The organism is Zobellia russellii (assembly GCF_018728565.1).
In the GTDB taxonomy this organism is placed as follows: Bacteria; Bacteroidota; Bacteroidia; order Flavobacteriales; family Flavobacteriaceae; genus Zobellia; species Zobellia russellii.
Genome location: NZ_JACSOI010000001.1, coordinates 963,668 through 982,661 on the forward strand (window position 1 = coordinate 963,668; position 18,994 = coordinate 982,661).

At 39.0% G+C, this 18,994-nt stretch carries 17 protein-coding genes; 5 read left to right on the forward strand and 12 right to left on the reverse strand.

Annotated elements, in window-relative coordinates; genetic code table 11:
* Nucleotides 1-18 precede the first annotated feature (18 nt).
* From proC to H9565_RS04025, 11 genes are all read right to left on the reverse strand, one after another.
* Nucleotides 19-819, reverse strand: coding sequence for a pyrroline-5-carboxylate reductase (proC, locus tag H9565_RS03975; RefSeq protein ID WP_215437779.1), 801 nt, complete (start codon nt 817-819; stop codon nt 19-21).
* Nucleotides 820-889: 70 nt separating this feature from the next.
* A complete protein-coding gene (gene argC, locus H9565_RS03980; protein WP_215437781.1) occupies nt 890-1,864 on the reverse strand; it encodes an N-acetyl-gamma-glutamyl-phosphate reductase in 975 nt (324 codons plus the stop codon).
* The gene (gene argG, locus H9565_RS03985; RefSeq protein WP_215437783.1) at nt 1,857-3,047 is read right to left on the reverse strand and encodes an argininosuccinate synthase; all 1,191 of its coding nucleotides are present in this window, start codon (nt 3,045-3,047) and stop codon (nt 1,857-1,859) included. Before argG ends, argC begins: the two co-directional genes overlap by 8 nt.
* 53 nt (nt 3,048-3,100) lie before the next feature.
* The gene (locus H9565_RS03990) at nt 3,101-3,724 is read right to left on the reverse strand and encodes a GNAT family N-acetyltransferase (protein ID WP_215437785.1); all 624 of its coding nucleotides are present in this window, start codon (nt 3,722-3,724) and stop codon (nt 3,101-3,103) included.
* A gap of 218 nt (nt 3,725-3,942) precedes the next feature.
* Entirely contained in the window at nt 3,943-5,304 is a 1,362-nt protein-coding gene (locus H9565_RS03995; protein WP_215437788.1) for a mannosyltransferase, read from the reverse strand.
* 79 nt (nt 5,305-5,383) lie between these two features.
* Nucleotides 5,384-6,868, reverse strand: a complete 1,485-nt coding sequence (locus H9565_RS04000; RefSeq protein ID WP_215437791.1) for a cellulose synthase family protein — start codon at nt 6,866-6,868, stop codon at nt 5,384-5,386.
* A 1-nt stretch (nt 6,869) separates the two neighbouring features.
* Nucleotides 6,870-7,565: a glycosyltransferase family 2 protein gene (locus H9565_RS04005; RefSeq protein ID WP_215437794.1), complete on the reverse strand. Its 696-nt coding sequence runs from the start codon at nt 7,563-7,565 to the stop codon at nt 6,870-6,872.
* A 9-nt stretch (nt 7,566-7,574) separates the two neighbouring features.
* The gene (locus H9565_RS04010; protein WP_215437797.1) at nt 7,575-9,974 is read right to left on the reverse strand and encodes an alpha-L-rhamnosidase-related protein; all 2,400 of its coding nucleotides are present in this window, start codon (nt 9,972-9,974) and stop codon (nt 7,575-7,577) included.
* Nucleotides 9,974-10,456 (reverse strand): toxin-antitoxin system YwqK family antitoxin, encoded by a 483-nt coding sequence (locus H9565_RS04015; protein WP_246560267.1) that lies wholly within the window; start codon nt 10,454-10,456, stop codon nt 9,974-9,976. The genes H9565_RS04010 and H9565_RS04015 overlap by 1 nt, the downstream gene beginning before the upstream one ends.
* 67 nt (nt 10,457-10,523) lie before the next feature.
* On the reverse strand, nt 10,524-12,104 hold the full coding sequence (locus tag H9565_RS04020; protein WP_215437799.1) for a 4Fe-4S binding protein: 1,581 nt from the start codon (nt 12,102-12,104) through the stop codon (nt 10,524-10,526).
* An 11-nt stretch (nt 12,105-12,115) separates the two neighbouring features.
* A complete protein-coding gene (locus H9565_RS04025) occupies nt 12,116-13,462 on the reverse strand; it encodes an NAD(P)/FAD-dependent oxidoreductase (RefSeq protein ID WP_215437802.1) in 1,347 nt (448 codons plus the stop codon).
* A gap of 238 nt (nt 13,463-13,700) precedes the next feature.
* Between H9565_RS04025 and H9565_RS04030 the strand changes: the two genes are divergently transcribed.
* The 5 genes from H9565_RS04030 to H9565_RS04050 all read left to right on the forward strand — a co-directional run bounded on the left by H9565_RS04030 (nt 13,701) and on the right by H9565_RS04050 (nt 18,458).
* The gene (locus H9565_RS04030; RefSeq protein WP_215437804.1) at nt 13,701-14,420 is read left to right on the forward strand and encodes a DUF547 domain-containing protein; all 720 of its coding nucleotides are present in this window, start codon (nt 13,701-13,703) and stop codon (nt 14,418-14,420) included.
* Nucleotides 14,421-14,450: 30 nt separating this feature from the next.
* Complete coding sequence (locus H9565_RS04035) at nt 14,451-15,341, forward strand: hypothetical protein (protein WP_215437807.1); 891 nt, start codon at nt 14,451-14,453, stop codon at nt 15,339-15,341.
* 45 nt (nt 15,342-15,386) lie between these two features.
* Nucleotides 15,387-16,388, forward strand: a complete 1,002-nt coding sequence (locus tag H9565_RS04040; protein WP_215437810.1) for a glycoside hydrolase family 113 — start codon at nt 15,387-15,389, stop codon at nt 16,386-16,388.
* A gap of 1 nt (nt 16,389) precedes the next feature.
* Nucleotides 16,390-17,109: a hypothetical protein gene (locus H9565_RS04045; RefSeq protein WP_246560270.1), complete on the forward strand. Its 720-nt coding sequence runs from the start codon at nt 16,390-16,392 to the stop codon at nt 17,107-17,109.
* A gap of 77 nt (nt 17,110-17,186) precedes the next feature.
* Nucleotides 17,187-18,458, forward strand: coding sequence for a BamA/TamA family outer membrane protein (locus H9565_RS04050; protein ID WP_215437812.1), 1,272 nt, complete (start codon nt 17,187-17,189; stop codon nt 18,456-18,458).
* Here H9565_RS04050 and def read toward each other — a convergent pair whose 3' ends face one another.
* Complete coding sequence (gene def, locus H9565_RS04055) at nt 18,459-18,989, reverse strand: peptide deformylase (RefSeq protein WP_215437815.1); 531 nt, start codon at nt 18,987-18,989, stop codon at nt 18,459-18,461.
* Nucleotides 18,990-18,994 lie beyond the last annotated feature (5 nt).

The window sequence follows — 18,994 nt, forward strand, 5'->3', positions numbered from 1 at the left end:
TATTAGAGAGGCCGCCCTTTACAACTGGTTCTCTTTAATTCTACTGATTTTTTCATAGGATGCTACTATCCCCTGAATAAGGGAAGAGCTAAGACCTTGGTGCTCCATTTCATTTAGACCTTGAATGGTGCAACCTTGGGGTGTGGTAACCCGGTCAATCTCCGCTTCCGGGTGACTTCCGGATTCAATTAACAGGCTGGCTGCTCCGCTACAAGTATGCATGGCCAATTCCTGTGCTTCCTTGGCATCAAAACCTAACTGAATGGCACCTTGTGTAGTGGCGCGGATCAAACGCATCCAAAAGGCAATACCGCTAGCGCAGATTACCGTTGCGGCCTGCATTTGGGTTTCAGGAATTTCCATGGAATGTCCCATACGATTGAAAATAGCCTTAGCCAATTCAATCTTCTTTTTGCCCTTTTCATTGCTACAGATACAGGTCATGGATTGCCCTACCGAAATAGCCGTGTTGGGCATACTTCTTATGATATTGCAGTCCTCACCAAGAATATCCTCCATTTTAGCAATACTAAAACCGGTTATAGTAGAGATGACCACGTGTTTTTCCGTAAGCAGGTCTTTGGTGCTTTCCAAAATGTTTTCCAATTGAGCGGGCTGCACGGCCAAAATAAGGATATCCGAATTTTCAACCGCTTCTCTATTGTCCGAGGTAATTGTAACATTGCCATAGTTGGCATATTCCTCAATTTCAGCAGTGTTTCTTTTGGTCAGGTACATGGTTGTAGCACCGTTGGAATTTAAAATTCCCTTTGCAATGGAAAGTCCTAAATTTCCTGCTCCTATAATGGCTATTTTCATTTTTAATTTTTTGGTTGTTTCCGTTACTGTTCGGTAGAACCGCATTACGGAAATAGTTTTCTATTAATCGTTAAAAAACGCCGGCTTTTAAGTTAAGGCCCGTACCTTCTTCAAAGCCAAAAATTAAGTTCATGTTCTGAACGGCTTGGCCTGAGGCACCTTTGAGCAAATTGTCTATGGCCGAGGTGATAAGCAATGTGTTTTCATGCTTGTGCAAATGAATATGACACTGATTGGTGTTTACGATCTGTTTTAGATGGATGGGCTCTTCGGCAACTTGCGTGAACTGAGCATCTGCATAAAAATCCTTGTACAGGTCAATAGCTTCCTCTAGAGTACCGTCATATTCAGTATACGCAGTGGCAAGAATGCCACGGGTAAAGTTGCCGCGGTTAGGCAGAAAAAATAGTTCACCTGAATTCGCTTGCAATGACTTTAGGCTTTCGTTTATTTCGCCTAAATGTTGATGGGTGAAAGGTTTGTACCAGCTCACGTTATTGTTTCTCCAGCTAAAATGAGAGGTGGCAGATGGACTTACACCCGCGCCTGTACTACCTGTAACTGCATTGATATGAACGGCCTGCCTTAATTTGTTGGCTTTTGCCAAAGGCAAAAGACCCAATTGTATGGCGGTAGCAAAACAGCCTGGGTTGGCAATATAGTCAGCCTTTTTTATCTCTTCTTTTTTGAGTTCGGGAAGTCCGTAAACAAATTTTCTTCCTTCAAAAACAGCATCGGCCTGCAGTCTGAAATCATTACTCAGGTCAATTATTTTGGTGTCTTTTGAAAAATCGTTTTCCTGTAAAAATTTGGAAGAATTACCATGGCCCAAACATAGGAATACAACCGCTACATTAGGATTGATGGTGCCGGTAAATTCCATATCGGTCGTGCCCAACAAATCGGCATGTGCCGTGGTAATTTTTTTTCCTGCTCGGGTGGTGCTGTAGACAAAATCTATTTCAGCTTCAGGATGGTGCAAAAGAATTCTAATGAGTTCCCCGCCCGTGTAACCAGAACCACCAATAATACCTACTTTAATCATTTTTCTGGTTTACGTGGTTATATATTTTTCCTGAATTGGAAAGTATTTTAATAAACCCTTTGGCATCATCTGCAGACCACCCTTTGTTTACTTCACCATAGCTTCCAAAAGCATCGGTCATTAAATCATGTTGAGAAGAAATTCCGTTAAGTCTAAACTGGAAAGGATATAGGCTGATGAAAACATCACCAGAAACCGTTTTTTGGGTATCGGTCAAGAAAGCTTCTATGTTTCTCATTACCGCATCCAAATAGTTGCCTTCGTGTAATAGCATACCATAGAAATTACCTTGTTGCTCCTTTTGGAACTGTTGCCATTTGGTAAGCGTATGTTTTTCCAGTAAATGGTGTGCTTTTATTATGATCAATGCAGCCGCAGCTTCAAAACCAACCCTACCTTTTGTACCGATAATGGTATCACCTACATGAATATCTCTTCCTATAGCATATTTAGAAGCCATGGCCTCCAGCTTTTCTATATTGGCAACAGGACCGTCTTTAACACCATCAATAGCTACTAATTCTCCTTTTTCAAAGGTTAGTTTTACATCAGTAGGTTCCTTTTCCTGCAATTGGCTTGGGTATGCGCTATCCGGTAAAGCTCTTTGTGATGTTAATGTTTCTTCACCACCCACGGAAGTACCCCAAAGGCCTCTGTTTATAGAATATTTGGCCTTTTCCCAAGGATAATCTACACCATTCTGTTTTAGGTATTCAATTTCGGCCTCCCTGGCTAATTTGTTATCCCTAATTGGAGTGATTATTTGAATTTCAGGGGCAACGATTTGGAAAATCATATCAAACCTAACTTGGTCATTACCTGCCCCGGTGCTACCGTGGGCAATATAATTGGCTCCTATTTTTTTAGCGTAGTTTACGATTTCTATTGCCTGTACAATTCGTTCCGCACTTACAGAAAGAGGGTAGGTGTTATTTTTTAGTACATTTCCAAAGATGAGGTACTTAACTACTTTGTCATAAAATGTCTGAACGGCATCAATAGAGGTATAGGAACTGGCCCCCAATTGTAGTGCTTTTTCTTCTATGGAAGCAATCTCCTCTTTAGAGAAACCACCTGTATTTACACTTACTGCATGTACGTCAAAACCTTTGTCTTTTGATAGGTATTTAGCGCAGTAGGAAGTGTCTAATCCGCCGCTGTATGCTAAAACTAATTTTTTCATTTTAAAACTGTATTGTCTTGGCCATAATCAGATGATCCATTGGCCTGTTATGGTTATTCGTTTGTTTTCTTTTTTAGGAAAAGCGATTCTTTAATGCTTTTAAGTCTTTGGAAGGCTTTGCTGTTTACTTGTTCTTTTTCCACCTTTTTTTCTTTGACGGTCGCATCATACAGCATACCTGTGCAAAGGCACATTTTACGTTCTGTGCGGGTAAGAATATCAAAGTTCTTGCAGGTTTGGCAGCCTTTCCAAAATTCGGGGTCGTCCGTTAGTTCAGAAAATGTAACCGGTTTGTAACCAAGTTCGTAATTCATTTTCATTACGGCCAAGCCCGTGGTAATACCAAATATTTTGGCATCCGGAAATTTCTCTCTCGAAAGCTCGAAAATTCTTTTTTTTATTTTTTTGGCCAATCCTTGATTTCTATAATCAGGATGAACAATTAGGCCTGAGTTGGCCACGAATTTTTCGTGTCCCCAAACTTCTATATAACAGAAGCCAGCAAACTTGTCTCCGTCTAGGGCAATAACGGCATTGCCGTTTTCCAAACGTTTCTGAATGTATTCCGGTGTACGCTTGGCTATGCCTGTGCCTCTTACCTTAGCAGATTCCGTAATGGTATCGCTAATGATCTGGGCGTATTTAACATGTGACTTGTTAGCAATAATTAGTTTCATTGCCAAAAGGATTTAAACTGTAAAAAAAAATGAATTGTTGGTCGTTGTGCGGAAATGGACTCACCTATTTCCATGAAATATGAAACACCCTTACGGGCGACGGCGACGAGAAAACGGGCGAACTGGAGCAAGGTTGCTCAAAGTTTTAGATATGTGTCTTTGTCCTTTCATGGAAGGTCAAATGTACAAGATTATGCCGAAAGTATAAAGGTGTGAGGTTAATTTTTGCGAAAAATAACAAATTGTTGTTTTGAGTTAAAAATTTCGTAAATCAAAAATGCATATACGGAAATATACTCAACGGCAATTAAACCAAGGTTTTCTTTAAAATCTACCTTTGAGTAGGCGTAATAGCTTAGAATTACCGTTGCGGACCAAAGTACGGCATATTTATAACGGGTGAAAACCCCAAGAACTACCAAGAAAATAATGTACCAAGGATGTACCGTGGCAGACATAAAATAGTACAGGGTAAGTACGGCCAACATTGAAGTTATAAGTACCGATACTTGTTGGTTGTTCCTAAAGAAAGTAAAGGACAATACGGATAGAATAGTAATTACCGGAGTTATTTTACCGTATGTTTTTATAAGCTCCCAAGGTTTTCCGTCAAATTGAACGGCAATGTATTTTATGGCATTGTATAAACCCGCGTTGAATTCAAAATTAGAAAACCATAGACCTACGGTTTTAGAGTAGTTGGCTATAAATTCTGAGGCGTAAAAGGGAGTAAACAAGAAAAGGCACGTAACACCAATTATGGCGTAGAAACTTATACTCTTTTTAAACCCTAGATGTTTTAAGAATAGGGGAAGGAATAATAGCGGCACCAACTTTACGCAGATGGACATGGCATAAGGAATGGCCGCTAAGGCCCATTTTTTAATAGATAACAAATACAGGGCCCATACGAAGAAGAAAAGCATGACCCCTTCAAAATGAAGATTTCCCGTAAGTTCAATAATTACTAAAGGATTAAGAAAATACCAAAAAATAAGGTGAGGAGAGCGGTTAAGATGTTTTAGCAATTTTCTTCCAAAGTAGAAAATACCAATATCCGATAAGATAATCATGGTCTTAAGAACCAGCACGGAACCCATGATACTTTTGCCGCCCAAAATGGAAGCAATGGCAAATAATAATTGGTTTAGCGGTGGGTAATTGCTATAGTGTTTTGCGCTTAAACTACCCATGCTGTCATAAAGAGTTTGGGCATTGGGTATTACCAAATCACTTTGGGTAATTAATTCATTGGGAACTTTTAAGTAGGGGTTAATAAAATTGCCCACCAAGTGACCGTCCCATATAAACCGATAGTAGTCTTGAGAGAGATTAGGTTCCGTTGTTAAGAAAATCAACCGAAAAAGAATACCAACTACAAGAAGGAATTTAAAGTTCCACTTTTCAAACTGTATGAGTTTATAACAGATAAAAAAGGAAGCGGCAAAAAGTGTAAACAGTCTAATAAAGTCCGTTCGCACTAACTGAAAAGCGAAGGTATAATATAGAATGGTACTCAAAAGAGCCAATACTATGGGCACCTTGTGTAATTTCCAGTATGTGGTAAGTCGGTTAGACATTTAACGGTTTGTTCCTATCATCGAAAAAATAAGAAAATTAAATGACATGTGGTCTTTTTGCAAGAATAGATTCTTCGCGTTATGCACGTGAAGTTAAAGACTTGGTGAAAACAAATCCAAAACCTATAAAAAGCATAAAATGAAAAGGGAAAAGTCCAAAATCGTTTAAGGGAATGGCGCTATACATTCCAAAAAGGAAATACACCATTAGAACAGCTTCAAGAATCATGTTTGGAGATAATTTCTTGGTAAGGTACTTATTGCCTTTCCAAGAATCCGTAAGATTATTCAAGTTGAATTTTGGGGTACGTACAAATTCGCTTCTTTTTCCCATATGCCCTTCAAGAACAGCAATTGAATTGTGTAAGGAGAAGCCTAATGCCACAGAAAAGAAAGTAAAGAACAATTTTATATAATCTACAAAATTGTCAAAACTGCTTCCTTGGATACTCTTATAAGTAAACCAATAACAAACAAAAAGAATAATAGTACTCAGTACAAAGAAACTCAATAGGGTAAAAACAATATCAAGCTGCGGGTACATGGCTTTTATGTACATGGCCGGTATACTCAGTAACGAAACCAAGAAAACACAAAGAAACATAGAACTGTTCAGTAAATGCATTACCCCATGAAATTTGGTCTTGAACGAAATGTTCTTGGCCGTAACTACGTTAAAAACCGTTTTTCTAAAGTTTTCTGCACCCCCTTTGTTCCATCTAAATTGTTGTGAACGAGCGGCGCTGATAACTACAGGAAGTTCGGCTGGTGTCTCAACATCTTCAAGATATTTGAATTTCCAGTTCTTTAATTGGGCACGGTAGCTAAGGTCAAGGTCTTCGGTAAGCGTATCTCCTTCCCAGTTTCCTGCGTCTATAATGCATTCTTTACGCCATATTCCGGCAGTACCGTTAAAGTTTATAAAGTGTCCTTTTGCGTTTCGGCCTACCTGTTCCAATGTAAAGTGGGCATCCAAGGCAAAGGCCTGTATACGGGTTAGGGTAGAGTACTCACGGTTAATGTGGCCCCAACGTGTCTGTACCACGCCAATTTCCGGGTCTTTAAAGTAAATAACTGTCTTTTTTAACCAATCGCCGGATGGCATAAAATCTGCATCAAAAATGGCAATAAACTCACCTTTTGCAATTTCCAGTCCTTCTTTTAATGCTCCCGCTTTAAAACCCTGGCGATTTTCGCGGCGTATATGTTGAATGTCAAGACCTGTTTCCTGCAAGGCCCTTACCCGTTCTGCGGTATCGTTTACAGAATCGTCCGTAGAATCATCAAGCACCTGAATTTCAAGTTTACTTTTAGGGTATTCTATTTTTGCAATGTTCTCTAGCAACCGTTCCATAACGTACTCCTCGTTATAGACAGGTAGCTGTATAGTAACATAGGGAATCTCCTTTGGGTCAAGAAGATTGAATTTTGGGGCAATTTGGTTGCGCCTTTTGTACCCTAGGTAATTTACCAAGAGGTTAAGTTGCGCCAAGCTGTAGAAGAATATCAATAGCAGAGCTACACTATAGATTGCGATAATAATGTAAGCAATAAGTAAACCCATATTATTTTATGCTGTATTTAAAAATCCAACCTAATATTTTTATGCCCGCAAATATACTACCTTTTACGGTACCGGAAACTTTTGACACGCCAATTCTTTTTTTGTAACGTACTGGTATTTCGGTATATGCCAACTTTTTCTTTAAAGCCTTTAATTGCATCTCTACCGTCCACCCGTAAGTTTTGTCTTCCATGTTGAGCGCTAATAACTTATCATAAGCTATAGCCCTAAACGGACCTAGGTCTGTAAATGTTGCGCCAAAGAACAATTTCATTAAAAAAGTGGCCAGCCAGTTACCAAAAATTTGCTGTGGAGTCATGCTGCCTTCTTCTCTTAGTCGTTTTACGCGTGCACCAATTACAAAATCTACATCTTTATTCAGAATTGGAGTTACAAGCTTATCAAGTTCTTCTGGATAGTCTGAATAATCTCCGTCAACAAATACGATAATATCAGGTGCTTTGGATTGTTTGGCAACATAGTCCATACCCTTCAAACAAGCATAGCCATACCCCATTTGGTTCTCGGTCAATACAGTAGCTCCCGCATTAGTTGCATTTTCTGCTGTTTTATCTGTGGAATTATTGTTTACGACAATTATTTCAGATACCGATTTTGGGATGTCACCAATCACCGAAGCTATAGAATCTGCTTCGTTATATGCAGGAATAATGACTTTAATGTCTGGTTGTGGCATTGACGAAGCTTATTTTAGAGTGTACTTGTTCGTTCCCTGTTTTAGTGGAATATATTTGTCGTTCCAAACTAATTCACCTTTCATGCCCTTTGGAATAGTTATTTCCGCCAAAAGTTTGGATTTAGATTTTTTCAGGTTGAAAGTAATGTTGCCCCTAGAGGTAGGAAGCAAACCGTCTATGGTTTCAAGGGCGCCAAAAACCGGAGCGATCCTTACTTCTTCAAAGTTATTTTTTAAGGATTTTATTCCTGCTAAATAATTGAAATAGAAGTAGGCAGGGGAAGCGCTCCACGGATGTACTTCTGATCGTGTTGGTTTTTTTTCGCTTTCAAAACGTTCTAAGGTAGTAGTCATATGATCGTTGACCATAGTTTCCCATGGTTTCTGTGCCAAGTGGAACAATTCCGGAGCACCAACCTTTTGTATAGCCTGAAATAAATAGAAACGGTAATAATATGTGGCTTGTAGTAACTCTTTGTTGTTCAAAATTTTTTCCAGTAGTTCTCTCTGTTCACGGGCTGGTACGGCATCCGTAAGAATAGCCATGATATTCGTATGTTGATCGTAAACAGTCTTATCAGGGCGTTCGGCAAAAAGGTTTTTTTGGTTATCGTAACAAAGGTCGTAAACGGATTTTTTTATTTCTTCTGCTCTGTTTTGATATTTTTCTGCAAAATCATTTTTACCAATGGCTCTAAACAATTTAGCGGCGTTTTGTAGCGCGTGTACATAATGAAGGGTTACCACGGCGGAGTTTTCTCCATCATTTTTTGTAGCAGTTCCTTTGCCGTCATTTGGTCCTGAATACCAATCTATGAAATAACGATACTTGGTTTTGTTTACCAGATTTAGTCCGTTCATATTTTTTTCGAAACCTGCTAGCGTATTCATCATACCAGCCTCGTATTTTTCAATAAAAGCGGAGTCATTAGTTAGGTTGTAATAATCTGCAACCATATCTACCCAAACCAAGGAATAGGTGGGATAAATAAATGTAGACCTTAATGGATAGGCGCCCAAAATGTTACCTTCAGAATCCCGTGATTGATGAAATTGTTCAATAGCATTCCTAGTGTGTGATAGGTTACCACTCATAGCCTGCCAAAGTAACGCATGAATTTTAGTGTCCCCTACATACTGCATGGTCTCGTAATACGCATCACTTAGGAAATAATCCTGTGTACAGATATCTACCGTTCTTTTACAGATGTCAAAAATGGCATTGTACATTTCATTGTCTGAATGAAAACGTGCGTTGGAAGCTATATTGGTTCGTGAACGATAATTTATAAAACTATTTAATACCAGTTCCTGATCCTTTGTTTCAATTTCAAATTCAACAAAGCGGAAGGTTCGCATCCAATTTGGAATAAACTTTTGTGCATTTTTACCGCTGGAAACAATACTGTCATAATAGCCTAGCAGCTTTTTGTTTTTTATGTTGTTCCGGTCGCCTTTTTCATTTTCTTCACCAAAAAGGTTTTCGGCATATTTTATTTTGATACGTGCATCTTTTCCTTTGCTAAAAACAAGTTCAGGAAACCCGTTCGTGACATATTTTTGGTCAATGAGGAAAGTTGTCTTGTGTTGTGGTGAGATTTTCAGTTCTCCGGAAACGGGGAATTTTGAGGAGGCCTTTTCCGTACTTCTCACAGTATTTCCGATAGCTTCTTTTTCCCAAGTTAGTAAGGGTAGATTGCGAGGCTCCAATAAATAGGCAATAGAACCGCCCATGCTACTGGCATTTTCAAAAAACTCCACCTTTTGCCAATCAGAGTCATTGTAATCTATTGTGTCCCAGTTGGTAGGGTGTTTGTTCATGTCAATAATATCAGTAGGGTTGTTGGCATAAAACCCGCCAACAATAGCCTTTTCCCCATTGCCGCGCCATATTACTTCATTTGCTTTGTAAGAAGGGGCTATGGAACATACCCAATCATCATTATACCCCGTTGTGCTAATGATTTTTGCCCCGTTGGACACTCCGTTTACCACTAAACTTGTGAAAATGGATTGCATGCCCAAAAACCTTCTTTTTCCAAAATTAATAACCTTAACGGCTATAACATTTTTACCCCTATGCAAATAGTTTTTTAGGTTGAGCGTCTCATATTTATAATGCTGGATATCGCTTAATTGTGGGCCGTGAGTTACAAATTCTCCATTTACATATAGAAAGTAATGGTTATCTGCTGAGATGTTAATGATAAAATCTTCTTCTAAATCGGCAACCTTAAATGTGTTGCGAAACAATACAGCGGCGTCTTCACCTCCTTTAATATCTGGGTGGCTTACCCAACTAGCCGTAATATGTTCATTTCCATAAAGGACTTCTGGGTAGTTTATTTCTGTTTGAGACTGAACCGAAATGGTAATTAGAAGCAAGAGGAACAGATAGCAACGTGTCATTATTTAAGGTCGGATAAGTTGTTTTCGCGCCTAAAACTACTAAAACTAAACCATTCCTTAATTTTTTTACCGTTTTGGTATTTTTCGGCCGAGGTCAACTTCTCATTGATGTATTTAAGACAATATCCATTTTTCTTTCCATTAATTAACTGGCATTTGTGGTTCACTTTTCCCATAGAATCATAGAAAAGCCACCAATTGGATTTTTTTCCGTTTGTATAATGGCCTTCTTGTAGAGGTTTGCCATAACTATCATAAAAATGCCAGTAGGATGTGCGTTGATTTTTTTTGTAGTGCCCTTGCTCCGCTAGTTTTCCGTTGTTGTGGTAAAATTTCCAAAAATCCGTTTTTTCACCGTTTATTAACCAACCTTCTTCTTTAATGTTTCCTGTTTGATAGTATTCTTTATGGTATACCGTATCTCCTTTGGACTGTAGTCCAAATAAAACAAGAGCGGCCATAAGAAATAGTTTAGGAAACATTTTTTAAAATTGTTTAATTATAGTCGGTTTATGAACGGGAAACTAACAGGAACAAGGGGTGTTTCTATTATTTTTTGTTTACCAATTCCATTAAATCAACATCATTACCCAATAATACTTCGGTAGGGTTGATACGGCCTTCTTCCGGTCCATTCTCCAGTTTCAGTACTCCACGAGGGCAAACTGCGGAACAAATACCACAACCCACACAACTAGAGCGTACAATATTTTCTCCTTTTTGGGCATACGCACGCACATCAATACCTTGCTCACAATAGGTAGAACAATTTCCACAGGAAATACACTGGCCACCGTTGGTAGTAATTCTAAAGCGAGATTTAAAACGTTGCACAAAACCAAGGTAAGCAGCCAATGGGCACCCAAATCTACACCATACGCGGTTGCCAAAAATAGGATAGAACCCAGTTCCGATAACGCCTGCAAAGACAGCGCCAATTAACAAACTATAAGTATTTTGGACACTTTGGGTCTTAATGCCCAATACGGTACCGGATTCGGCAAAGAAACTATACAAGGTCATGCCTGTCATGACCACGGCAAACAACAGGACCCCGTGTATTAACCAACGTTCTACTTTCCAAGAGAATAATGATTTGCTTGAGTGTTGGCGGTAAGGGTCACCTAATGTTTCGGCCAAACCTCCACAACCACATACCCAAGAACAATACCACCTTTTTCCAAAGAAATAAACCATAACCGGCACAATAACCAAGGTAAGGACAACACCCCATACGAGAATGAACAATCCTATGCCACCGCTATTAAGTAGTTCTTTTAAATTCCACTGAAAAAAGAAATCATAATCTAAAGGAAACGCATTCTTGAAATCATAATATGGCATTTGTAAACGCACCATTATTTCAGGAATCAGGAAAGCAAAAACGATTTGGAAGAACAATACAGATGTTGTTCGTACCATTTGGTATACGTTGTGACGGTATTTAATATACATGCGTACGGCCATTACAGTCATAACTACACAATACATAAAACCATATACAAACCAATGGCCAGCAGGATTTCCACTAAGGCTTTCGCTGATTGGGTCAACCAAAAACGTCCAGTTTACGGCAAATTCTGGGCGGAAGTACAATATCAGATAAAAGGAAACTAGGAATATGAATACCATCCAAGCTATCCATCCTCTGTTTGTAGCGCTTTCATGGTAAACACCATCGTTTTTAATGCCCTTTTTACCTAATAGAATAATATTGGGCAGAATGAACATTAACGCTCCAATAATGCCAAGGCCAAAGGTCAAGAACCACATAAGGCCTTTGTTTTGGGCGATAAGGCCAGTGCCGGATTTCTTGCCGATTAAAGCGGCCATATCATGACCACTGGTGTAAATTACCTTTTTGTATTCCTTGTTCTTTTTGTGCTGATTATTTGCGGCATCTAATGCGGAGCTAATTGTTGGCGATAAACTTAGCATGCCATTAAAATCTTTGCCTACCACGTTCTGGTTTATAGATTGGATAAAAACATCACTTTTAATGTTTTTATCCTTTATAATTTGGTCAAAGGTACTTTGGTCCAAACTGAAGGTGCCCAATACGGGTATGACCGTAAAAGTGGCCAGTCCTATTAAGAAGATGACCAGTCCTATATTTTTTATTGCTTTCATTTTGTATTTGGTTAAGCTTTACTAAAAATTCGTTTCCAACTTTTTTTCTTAACGGATAAGCTGGTGTGCATAACCGAGTTGTATTTTGAAATAATTTGTTCTTCGTAGTGCGAATAGAATTCCGGGTCAAAATTGGCATCCTTAAGGTATTGCATCACATAATCTACGTCCCGTTCCTCGGTTAGCCAGCGGTTAAATATCTCATGCCGCATACGAATGCCAAAGGTGTTGATGCCCAAAAACGTATTGGTGTCTTTGTGGTAGGCTACCGTAATGCAGATGTTTTCTTTTGCGTGGCGCCAATGAAAGTGGCTTTCATATTCTTTTTTGATTTTTTCACTATAAACCCAACCGTAGGTTTGGTATTCTATGTCTAGAAATTTGGCGGAGTTGAACCAATGACCGGGATTATATGATCTTGGGTTGCCACAAATGGTCTGGGCTAAGGTTTCTCCCATCATACGGCCGGTATACCAAACCGCTTCTATAGGTCTCCTATTGCCAATGCCTTCATGCTGCTCAGCGCAATCACCTATGGCATAAATGTCTTTTATATTGGTTTCTAGAAGACGGTTTACCTTGACGCCTCTACCAAGCTCAATACCAGAATCCTTAAGGAAATCTATGTTAGGGGAAACGCCTGCCGTTAAGCCTACCACATTACATTCTATAGTTTCGCCTTTGTCCGTAGTAATGGCTTTGGCCCTTCCATTTTCATCTGCTATAATTTCAACTAGATTGGTCTCCAGTTTTAAATCAATATGATGGTCTAGAATATGCTCGTTTATCATTTGAGATTCGCCACTGGGCAAAACCCCGTTCCAGAAACTGTTTTCGCGTACTAGAAAGGTAACCGGAATTTTACGTGAACGCAGCATTTCCGCAAGTTCTATCCCAATGAGGCCACCACCCACGATAACCGCACGATTGCAGACTTTGTTGTTTGGGGCGTTAGCTTCGATCATGTCCAGATCTTGTTTTGAGTATAAGCCCTGAACCCCATCTAAATCTTGACCCGGCCAACCAAATTTGTTAGGTTTTGAGCCGGTGGCGATAATCAACTTATCATAAGTTAGTTCCTTGCCTTCAGCTAATACCAAGGTTTTCCTTTCATGGTCTACGTTGGTAACAAAACCTTTTACCAGTTCTATTCGGTTTTTCTTCCAGAACCAATTTTCGTAAGGTTGCGTATGTTTAAACTTCATGTGGCCCATGTATACATACATTAGGGCAGTACGAGAAAAGAAATAATCGGTCTCGGCCGATACGATGGTAATTTTTTTATCGGATAATTTTCTAATGTGCCTTGCAGCGGTTACACCTGAAATTCCGTTACCAATAATGACGATATGCTCCATAATTTAATTCGGTTGTTGCGGGTTCTGTCGTTTTTAAAGGTAACACCTTAATTGCCTTGTCTAATTTAGAAACGTTTTAAATTTTTGAGGTATTTGTAAGGTTTTGGGAGGTAAACCGAACTTGTAGGACCTTGATTTTTAATTTTTTACAAAACTCTTAAAAAAATCATTTTTTTTGTATGGATGTTAAAATTGTCTCGACCTATGCGACAAGAATAACAACAAAAACTATCAAATTATGAAATATTCAATCTTGGCTTTGGTATTTTCTTTGGCCACAATATCAGCCACTTTCGGACAAAGTACTGATGAATTTTTTAGCAAGGCAGATGCCTTTTTTAAAACTAATGTTACGAACGGCCGAGTTCATTATAAAGCAATTAAGGAAAACCCCGCAGATTTAAATGAATTGCTTGAGGCCGCAAAAAAAATCACGGTCGCAGAGGCAAATGCCAAAGAGTATCAGGCATTTTGGATCAATGGTTACAATTTATTGGTTATTAAAGGAATAGTTGATAGATATCCGTTAAAATCGCCCTTGGACGTTGGTGGTTTTTTTGATGGAAAAAAATATGAAATAGGAGGAAAGAAAACTACTCTTAATGATATTGAGAACAAATTGTTACGGGCAAAATTCCCTGCAGAACCACGTTTTCATTTTGTATTGGTATGTGGCGGTTTAGGATGTCCTCCTATAATTAGCAAAGCGTATAAGCCAAGTACTTTAGAGGCACAACTTGAAAAGCAGACCAAATTGGCATTGAACGATCCTGAGTTTATCCAATTAAATAAGAACAAAGTTAAAATTTCTCAGATTTTTGAATGGTATAAGGGAGACTTCACTCAAAATGGACAGAGTCTAATAGACTTTATCAACAAGTATAAGTCTGAACAACTACCGGAAAAAACCAAGGTTTCATATTACCCATATGACTGGACCTTGAACGAAACAAAATAATAAGCAGCCTTAAATTTTAAACATAAACTTATGAAAACAATACAAAGAAATCTTTTTCTTTCAGGACTTCTTTTGGCTACTGCCATCGGATTTTCGCAAGAAGAAACAAATGATCAGGAGCAAACGGTTCAAAGTAATATTCAACAGTATACACCGTCCAAATTAATTGGTAAGGGACAAATAGATTTAAAATGGTTCAATAACCTCTATACCCAAACCAAAAGTACGTTTAGCGATGGCAAGGAGCCCAGACAAACATTTTTTACTTCTACTTTAGAGGCATATACCGGAGTTGGTGAAAACAAGCGTTGGAATGTGGGTGCTATTTTTGAATTCCGTTCCAACGTAATAGGAGATAGAGGCGCTCTGGATGTTTTTAAGTTTGATGGAGAGGATAACACAGCGCGTTCTGGTCTAACTTCAATAGCCCCATCGGTAAAATTCGTGCCTTTTAGGTCTGTTAGTAATTTTTCCATTCAGAGTTCTTTCTTTATTCCCTTGGTAGACAATGAAACCGAAAACGGTGTATTCTTGGATCAAAATGGATATATCTGGCAAAACCGATTTTTTTATGACTATACTTTTCCAGGCAATAAATGGCAGTTGTTCAGCGAATTGAATTCCGAACTGAGTTTTGGTGATAAGGAGGATAGCTTTGCCAACAATAGCTTGAACCTTACACCGGGCATATTTTTAAGTTATTTCCCTAGTTCTAAATTTACAGTTTTGGCGCTGGCGCAGCATTCGCAACGTTTGGATTTGGGTAACGATTTTGCTCAAGACTTTACCGCTTTAGGAGGAGGAGCCAAGTATCAGTTAACAAATGCGCTTAATCTTGAAGCCTTATATACAAACTTCGTAAGAGGGAGTAATACGGGGCTCGGGCAAACCTTTAATTTAGGTTTGAGGGCCATTTTCTAAGAGGTAATCATAAATACTGTATTTTAGGGGTCTTAATAACGATACATGCGTAGATTAGGACTCCTTTTTTTATGTCTACTTCAGTTCTCTTGCTCTAGTCAAGTCAAGAAAAAGATTAACGGGGTTAGCTTTGTGGCCTCTAGAAACCAAGTTCTGCAAGAACATATAGATGATGTAAAGGAGGTTTATGCCAACCATGCGGCTATTATGCCTTTTGGCTTTATTAGAGATGTGGCCTCTCCAGAAATTGTCTTCAATACGGAACGCCAGTGGTTTGGAGAAACCAACAAGGGAGCAAAGCAATATATAGACATGCTTCATAAAAATGGCATCAAGACCATGGTTAAACCGCAGATTTGGATTTGGCGTGGCGAATTTACGGGCACCTTACACATGAATTCCGAAGAAGATTGGAAAAAGCTAGAGGTGGCTTATGATAAATTTATCTTGGCCAATGCTAAAATGGCCCAAGAAACCCAATCTGAAATCTTTTGTATTGGTACCGAGCTTGAAAAATTCGTAACCAATAGACCGGAATATTGGCATGAACTAATTGGTAGGATCAGGGCTGTTTATGATGGTAAGCTCACTTATGCGGCCAACTGGGACGAATATTCAAGAGTTCCTTTTTGGAAAGATTTGGATTATATAGGAATTGATGCGTATTTTCCGCTGTCGGAAGAAAAAACACCGTCCGTAGAGGCGTTGCGAGAAGGATGGAAACGGTGGAAAACTGACATTGCAGCACTTTCTGAGAAAGTGGATCGTCCTGTTTTGTTTACGGAATTTGGGTATAGAAGTATGGATTACACCGCCCATAAACCGTGGTTGGTAGATAAAAATGAAGATGAAGTAAACTTAGTGGCCCAAGTAAATGCTAAAAAAGCCATCTTTGAGGAATTTTGGAACGAAGAATGGTTTGCCGGAGGATATGTTTGGAAGTGGTTTATAGACCATAAGAAATCCGGAGGGGAGAAAGACAATAGATTTACACCGCAGAATAAACCGGCACAAGAAATAATTAAAGAGGTATATAAAAAATATTGATATGCGTTCAGTCATTTTTTTTATTCTAGTGATGGTAGCCGTAGGTTGCTCATCCGATTTAGAAAATCAAGATGTAACATTGCAGGATGCCCTAAAAAACAAGACACCGGTTGTTGATAACGTTATTGCCTGCGCCGCCAGTAATGAAAATGATGATTTGGTAAGTGTATTCTTTTATCCACGGGAAGGGGTTACCAACATTAGATACTACGAAACGGAAGACACTTCTATCTCAAAAACCGATTATGACCAATATTACCGATTGGAAATCCCTGCGTTTGATGTCTTTAACGGCTATTTAAAAAAGTTTGAAGTTGCGGTTGCAGAAGAACGATGGGTGATTGTCAGCTTTGAAGAAGATGGAAAAATACATCTGTCCAACCCTATTAGGTTAAAACAACTTTCCAAGCCAACAGAGTATGTTTCTAAAAATATAAAGGTAGGTTCCCTGGAAACCGGAAAACGTTTGTTTACTTGGGAAGATGGGAAGTATACGGACTCCAAAATTTATTTTCAAGTTGTATCGGATGATGCCGGCAATTTGCTGTCCGGTACGTATACCTTCGAAAATAATTTTCAATACTATGATACGGACAATGTAGTTTTGAATATTACAAATGATACCCCACCGGACTTGAAAGCAGAAGCTGATTATACTTTTACTTTAATGGCAGTGAGTGAAGATAATTGGGTGAACCTTTTTTCGGAAATAGAGTTTTGATCTACGGCTATTGTCCATGATTTGGGATGTAGCTAAGAAAGGATATAATTGCGTTAGCAGTCTGATTGTATAAAAGAATGACTATAAGAATACTTTTGTTCTTTATAATTGTATTAAATGGATGGTTCTCTCTGGCGCAAGAAGGAACGGTGGTAAGTGTTCAGGTTGAAGGGGCTAAACGAACAAAAGTAGCGTACTTAAAAAGTTTGGTTACTCTAAAGTCCGGTATGGAGTTGGATTCTCTTCTTTTGGACGAGGACATTTCCAGACTAAGACGGCTTCCGTTAATATCCCATGCTTATTATAATGTTTTTCCGTCAAGTGAAGGCAATACAGGATATAAAGTGGTTTACAATGTAGAGGAGAATTTTACGTTAATTCCTTTTGCCAACCTTTTTTCATCCTCCAATGATGCTTTTGCCTTTAGGGTAGGTCTGCAGGAATTCAACTTTTTGGGAAGGGGAATAACCCTTGGGGGCTTTTATCAATATGATGTTTTCAATTCGTATGGAGTGGCGGTTAGGGCTCCGCATCTGTTCAGTAGAACTACTGGTTTATCTTTAAGTTATAACGATTTTACAACTCAGGAACCCGTTTTTTTTGATGGAACAACAGCAGATTATAGGTATAACAATCGCGGTTTTGAGGTAATGGGCTTACACGAATTCAATTTTAAAAATCGAATAGAATTTGGGGGAAGCCTTTTTACGGAAGATTACAAGTACCTGTCCGGGGCAACCAATAATAGCGTACCCAGGGCTTTAAGGGTAGATAAACATCTTTTTAAACTCATTTACAATTACGAAAACATAAAGTACTATTTCTATTTTTTAGATGGATTTAGAAGCACCTTGAATTTTCAATATGTGGGGAGTGAAGATTCCAGTTTGCCCGAGTTTTTAATTGGGTTTAACGATTTTGTTTACTTTAAGCGTGTTGGTGAAAAGGGCAATTGGGCCAACCGGCTCCGTTTAGGATTGGCAAGTAATGTAAATACGCCTTTTGCGCCCTTTACCGTAGACAATAATTTAAACATACGGGGTGTTGGTAATACCATAGACCGGGGAACCGGTGCTATTGTTTTTAATACGGAATACCGTCATACCCTCATAGAAGAAAATTGGTTTGTGCTACAGAGCAATGTTTTTGTTGATGGTGGGTCGTGGCGTAATCCAGGGGGTAGTTTTAGTGATTTTTCCCATAAGCGTAACATCCGTATTTATCCAGGAGTGGGCCTTAGGTTCATGCATAAGCGCATCTTCAATGCCATTTTTAGAATTGACTATGGGTATGGTATTACCAAGGATGCTTCTAGAGGACTTGTTTTTGGGATTGGTCAGTACTTCTGATTAAACATTCCAATACTTGTCGTACTCTTCTTGAAAGGTTAAAGTTTTCATGTTGGGCATACGGTCAATTAATAAGATGCCATTAAGGTGGTCCAATTCATGTTGGGCAACTATGGCGGAGAAATCATCAAGAATCCTTTCAAACTTCTCACCGTTGGAATCGTATCCGCTCAATTTTACTTTCTTGTAGCGCTTTAATCTGCCACGTATTCCGGGTATGGACAAGCATCCTTCCCACCCTTCTACTTCTTCCGAAGAAAGAGGTTCGATCTCCGGGTTTATCACTGTGGTAAGTGAAAAAGAACCTTTGTCCGGGTAACGATTGTTCTTCTTCATTTCCATAGCAAAGACCCTTTTGAGAACTCCAACCTGGATTGCGGCAATACCGGCGCCACTTTCCGCACGCATGGTTTCTACAAGGTCCGCTAAAAATTTTTGAAAATCGGGAGAGGTTATTTCTTTTGGTTCCACCGCTTGGGACACCTTTCTAAGTAAAGGGTTGCCCATTTTTATAACTTCAAGAACAGCCATGTTTT

Excerpts from the sequence above, each read along its gene's own strand:
- H9565_RS04020 (WP_215437799.1), bottom strand. The coding sequence starts at position 12,104 with ATGAAAGCAATAAAAAATATAGGACTGGTCATCTTCTTAATAGGACTG.
- H9565_RS04015 (WP_246560267.1), bottom strand. The coding sequence starts at position 10,456 with ATGTTTCCTAAACTATTTCTTATGGCCGCTCTTGTTTTATTTGGACTA.
- argC (WP_215437781.1), bottom strand. The coding sequence starts at position 1,864 with ATGATTAAAGTAGGTATTATTGGTGGTTCTGGTTACACGGGCGGGGAA.
- H9565_RS04050 (WP_215437812.1), top strand. The coding sequence starts at position 17,187 with ATGACTATAAGAATACTTTTGTTCTTTATAATTGTATTAAATGGATGG.
- H9565_RS04035 (WP_215437807.1), top strand. The coding sequence starts at position 14,451 with ATGAAAACAATACAAAGAAATCTTTTTCTTTCAGGACTTCTTTTGGCT.
- H9565_RS04030 (WP_215437804.1), top strand. The coding sequence starts at position 13,701 with ATGAAATATTCAATCTTGGCTTTGGTATTTTCTTTGGCCACAATATCA.
- H9565_RS04045 (WP_246560270.1), top strand. The coding sequence starts at position 16,390 with ATGCGTTCAGTCATTTTTTTTATTCTAGTGATGGTAGCCGTAGGTTGC.
- H9565_RS03995 (WP_215437788.1), bottom strand. The coding sequence starts at position 5,304 with ATGTCTAACCGACTTACCACATACTGGAAATTACACAAGGTGCCCATA.
- H9565_RS04040 (WP_215437810.1), top strand. The coding sequence starts at position 15,387 with ATGCGTAGATTAGGACTCCTTTTTTTATGTCTACTTCAGTTCTCTTGC.
- H9565_RS04000 (WP_215437791.1), bottom strand. The coding sequence starts at position 6,868 with ATGGGTTTACTTATTGCTTACATTATTATCGCAATCTATAGTGTAGCT.
- proC (WP_215437779.1), bottom strand. The coding sequence starts at position 819 with ATGAAAATAGCCATTATAGGAGCAGGAAATTTAGGACTTTCCATTGCA.
- H9565_RS04005 (WP_215437794.1), bottom strand. The coding sequence starts at position 7,565 with ATGCCACAACCAGACATTAAAGTCATTATTCCTGCATATAACGAAGCA.
- H9565_RS04025 (WP_215437802.1), bottom strand. The coding sequence starts at position 13,462 with ATGGAGCATATCGTCATTATTGGTAACGGAATTTCAGGTGTAACCGCT.
- argG (WP_215437783.1), bottom strand. The coding sequence starts at position 3,047 with ATGAAAAAATTAGTTTTAGCATACAGCGGCGGATTAGACACTTCCTAC.
- def (WP_215437815.1), bottom strand. The coding sequence starts at position 18,989 with ATGGCTGTTCTTGAAGTTATAAAAATGGGCAACCCTTTACTTAGAAAG.
- H9565_RS03990 (WP_215437785.1), bottom strand. The coding sequence starts at position 3,724 with ATGAAACTAATTATTGCTAACAAGTCACATGTTAAATACGCCCAGATC.
- H9565_RS04010 (WP_215437797.1), bottom strand. The coding sequence starts at position 9,974 with ATGACACGTTGCTATCTGTTCCTCTTGCTTCTAATTACCATTTCGGTT.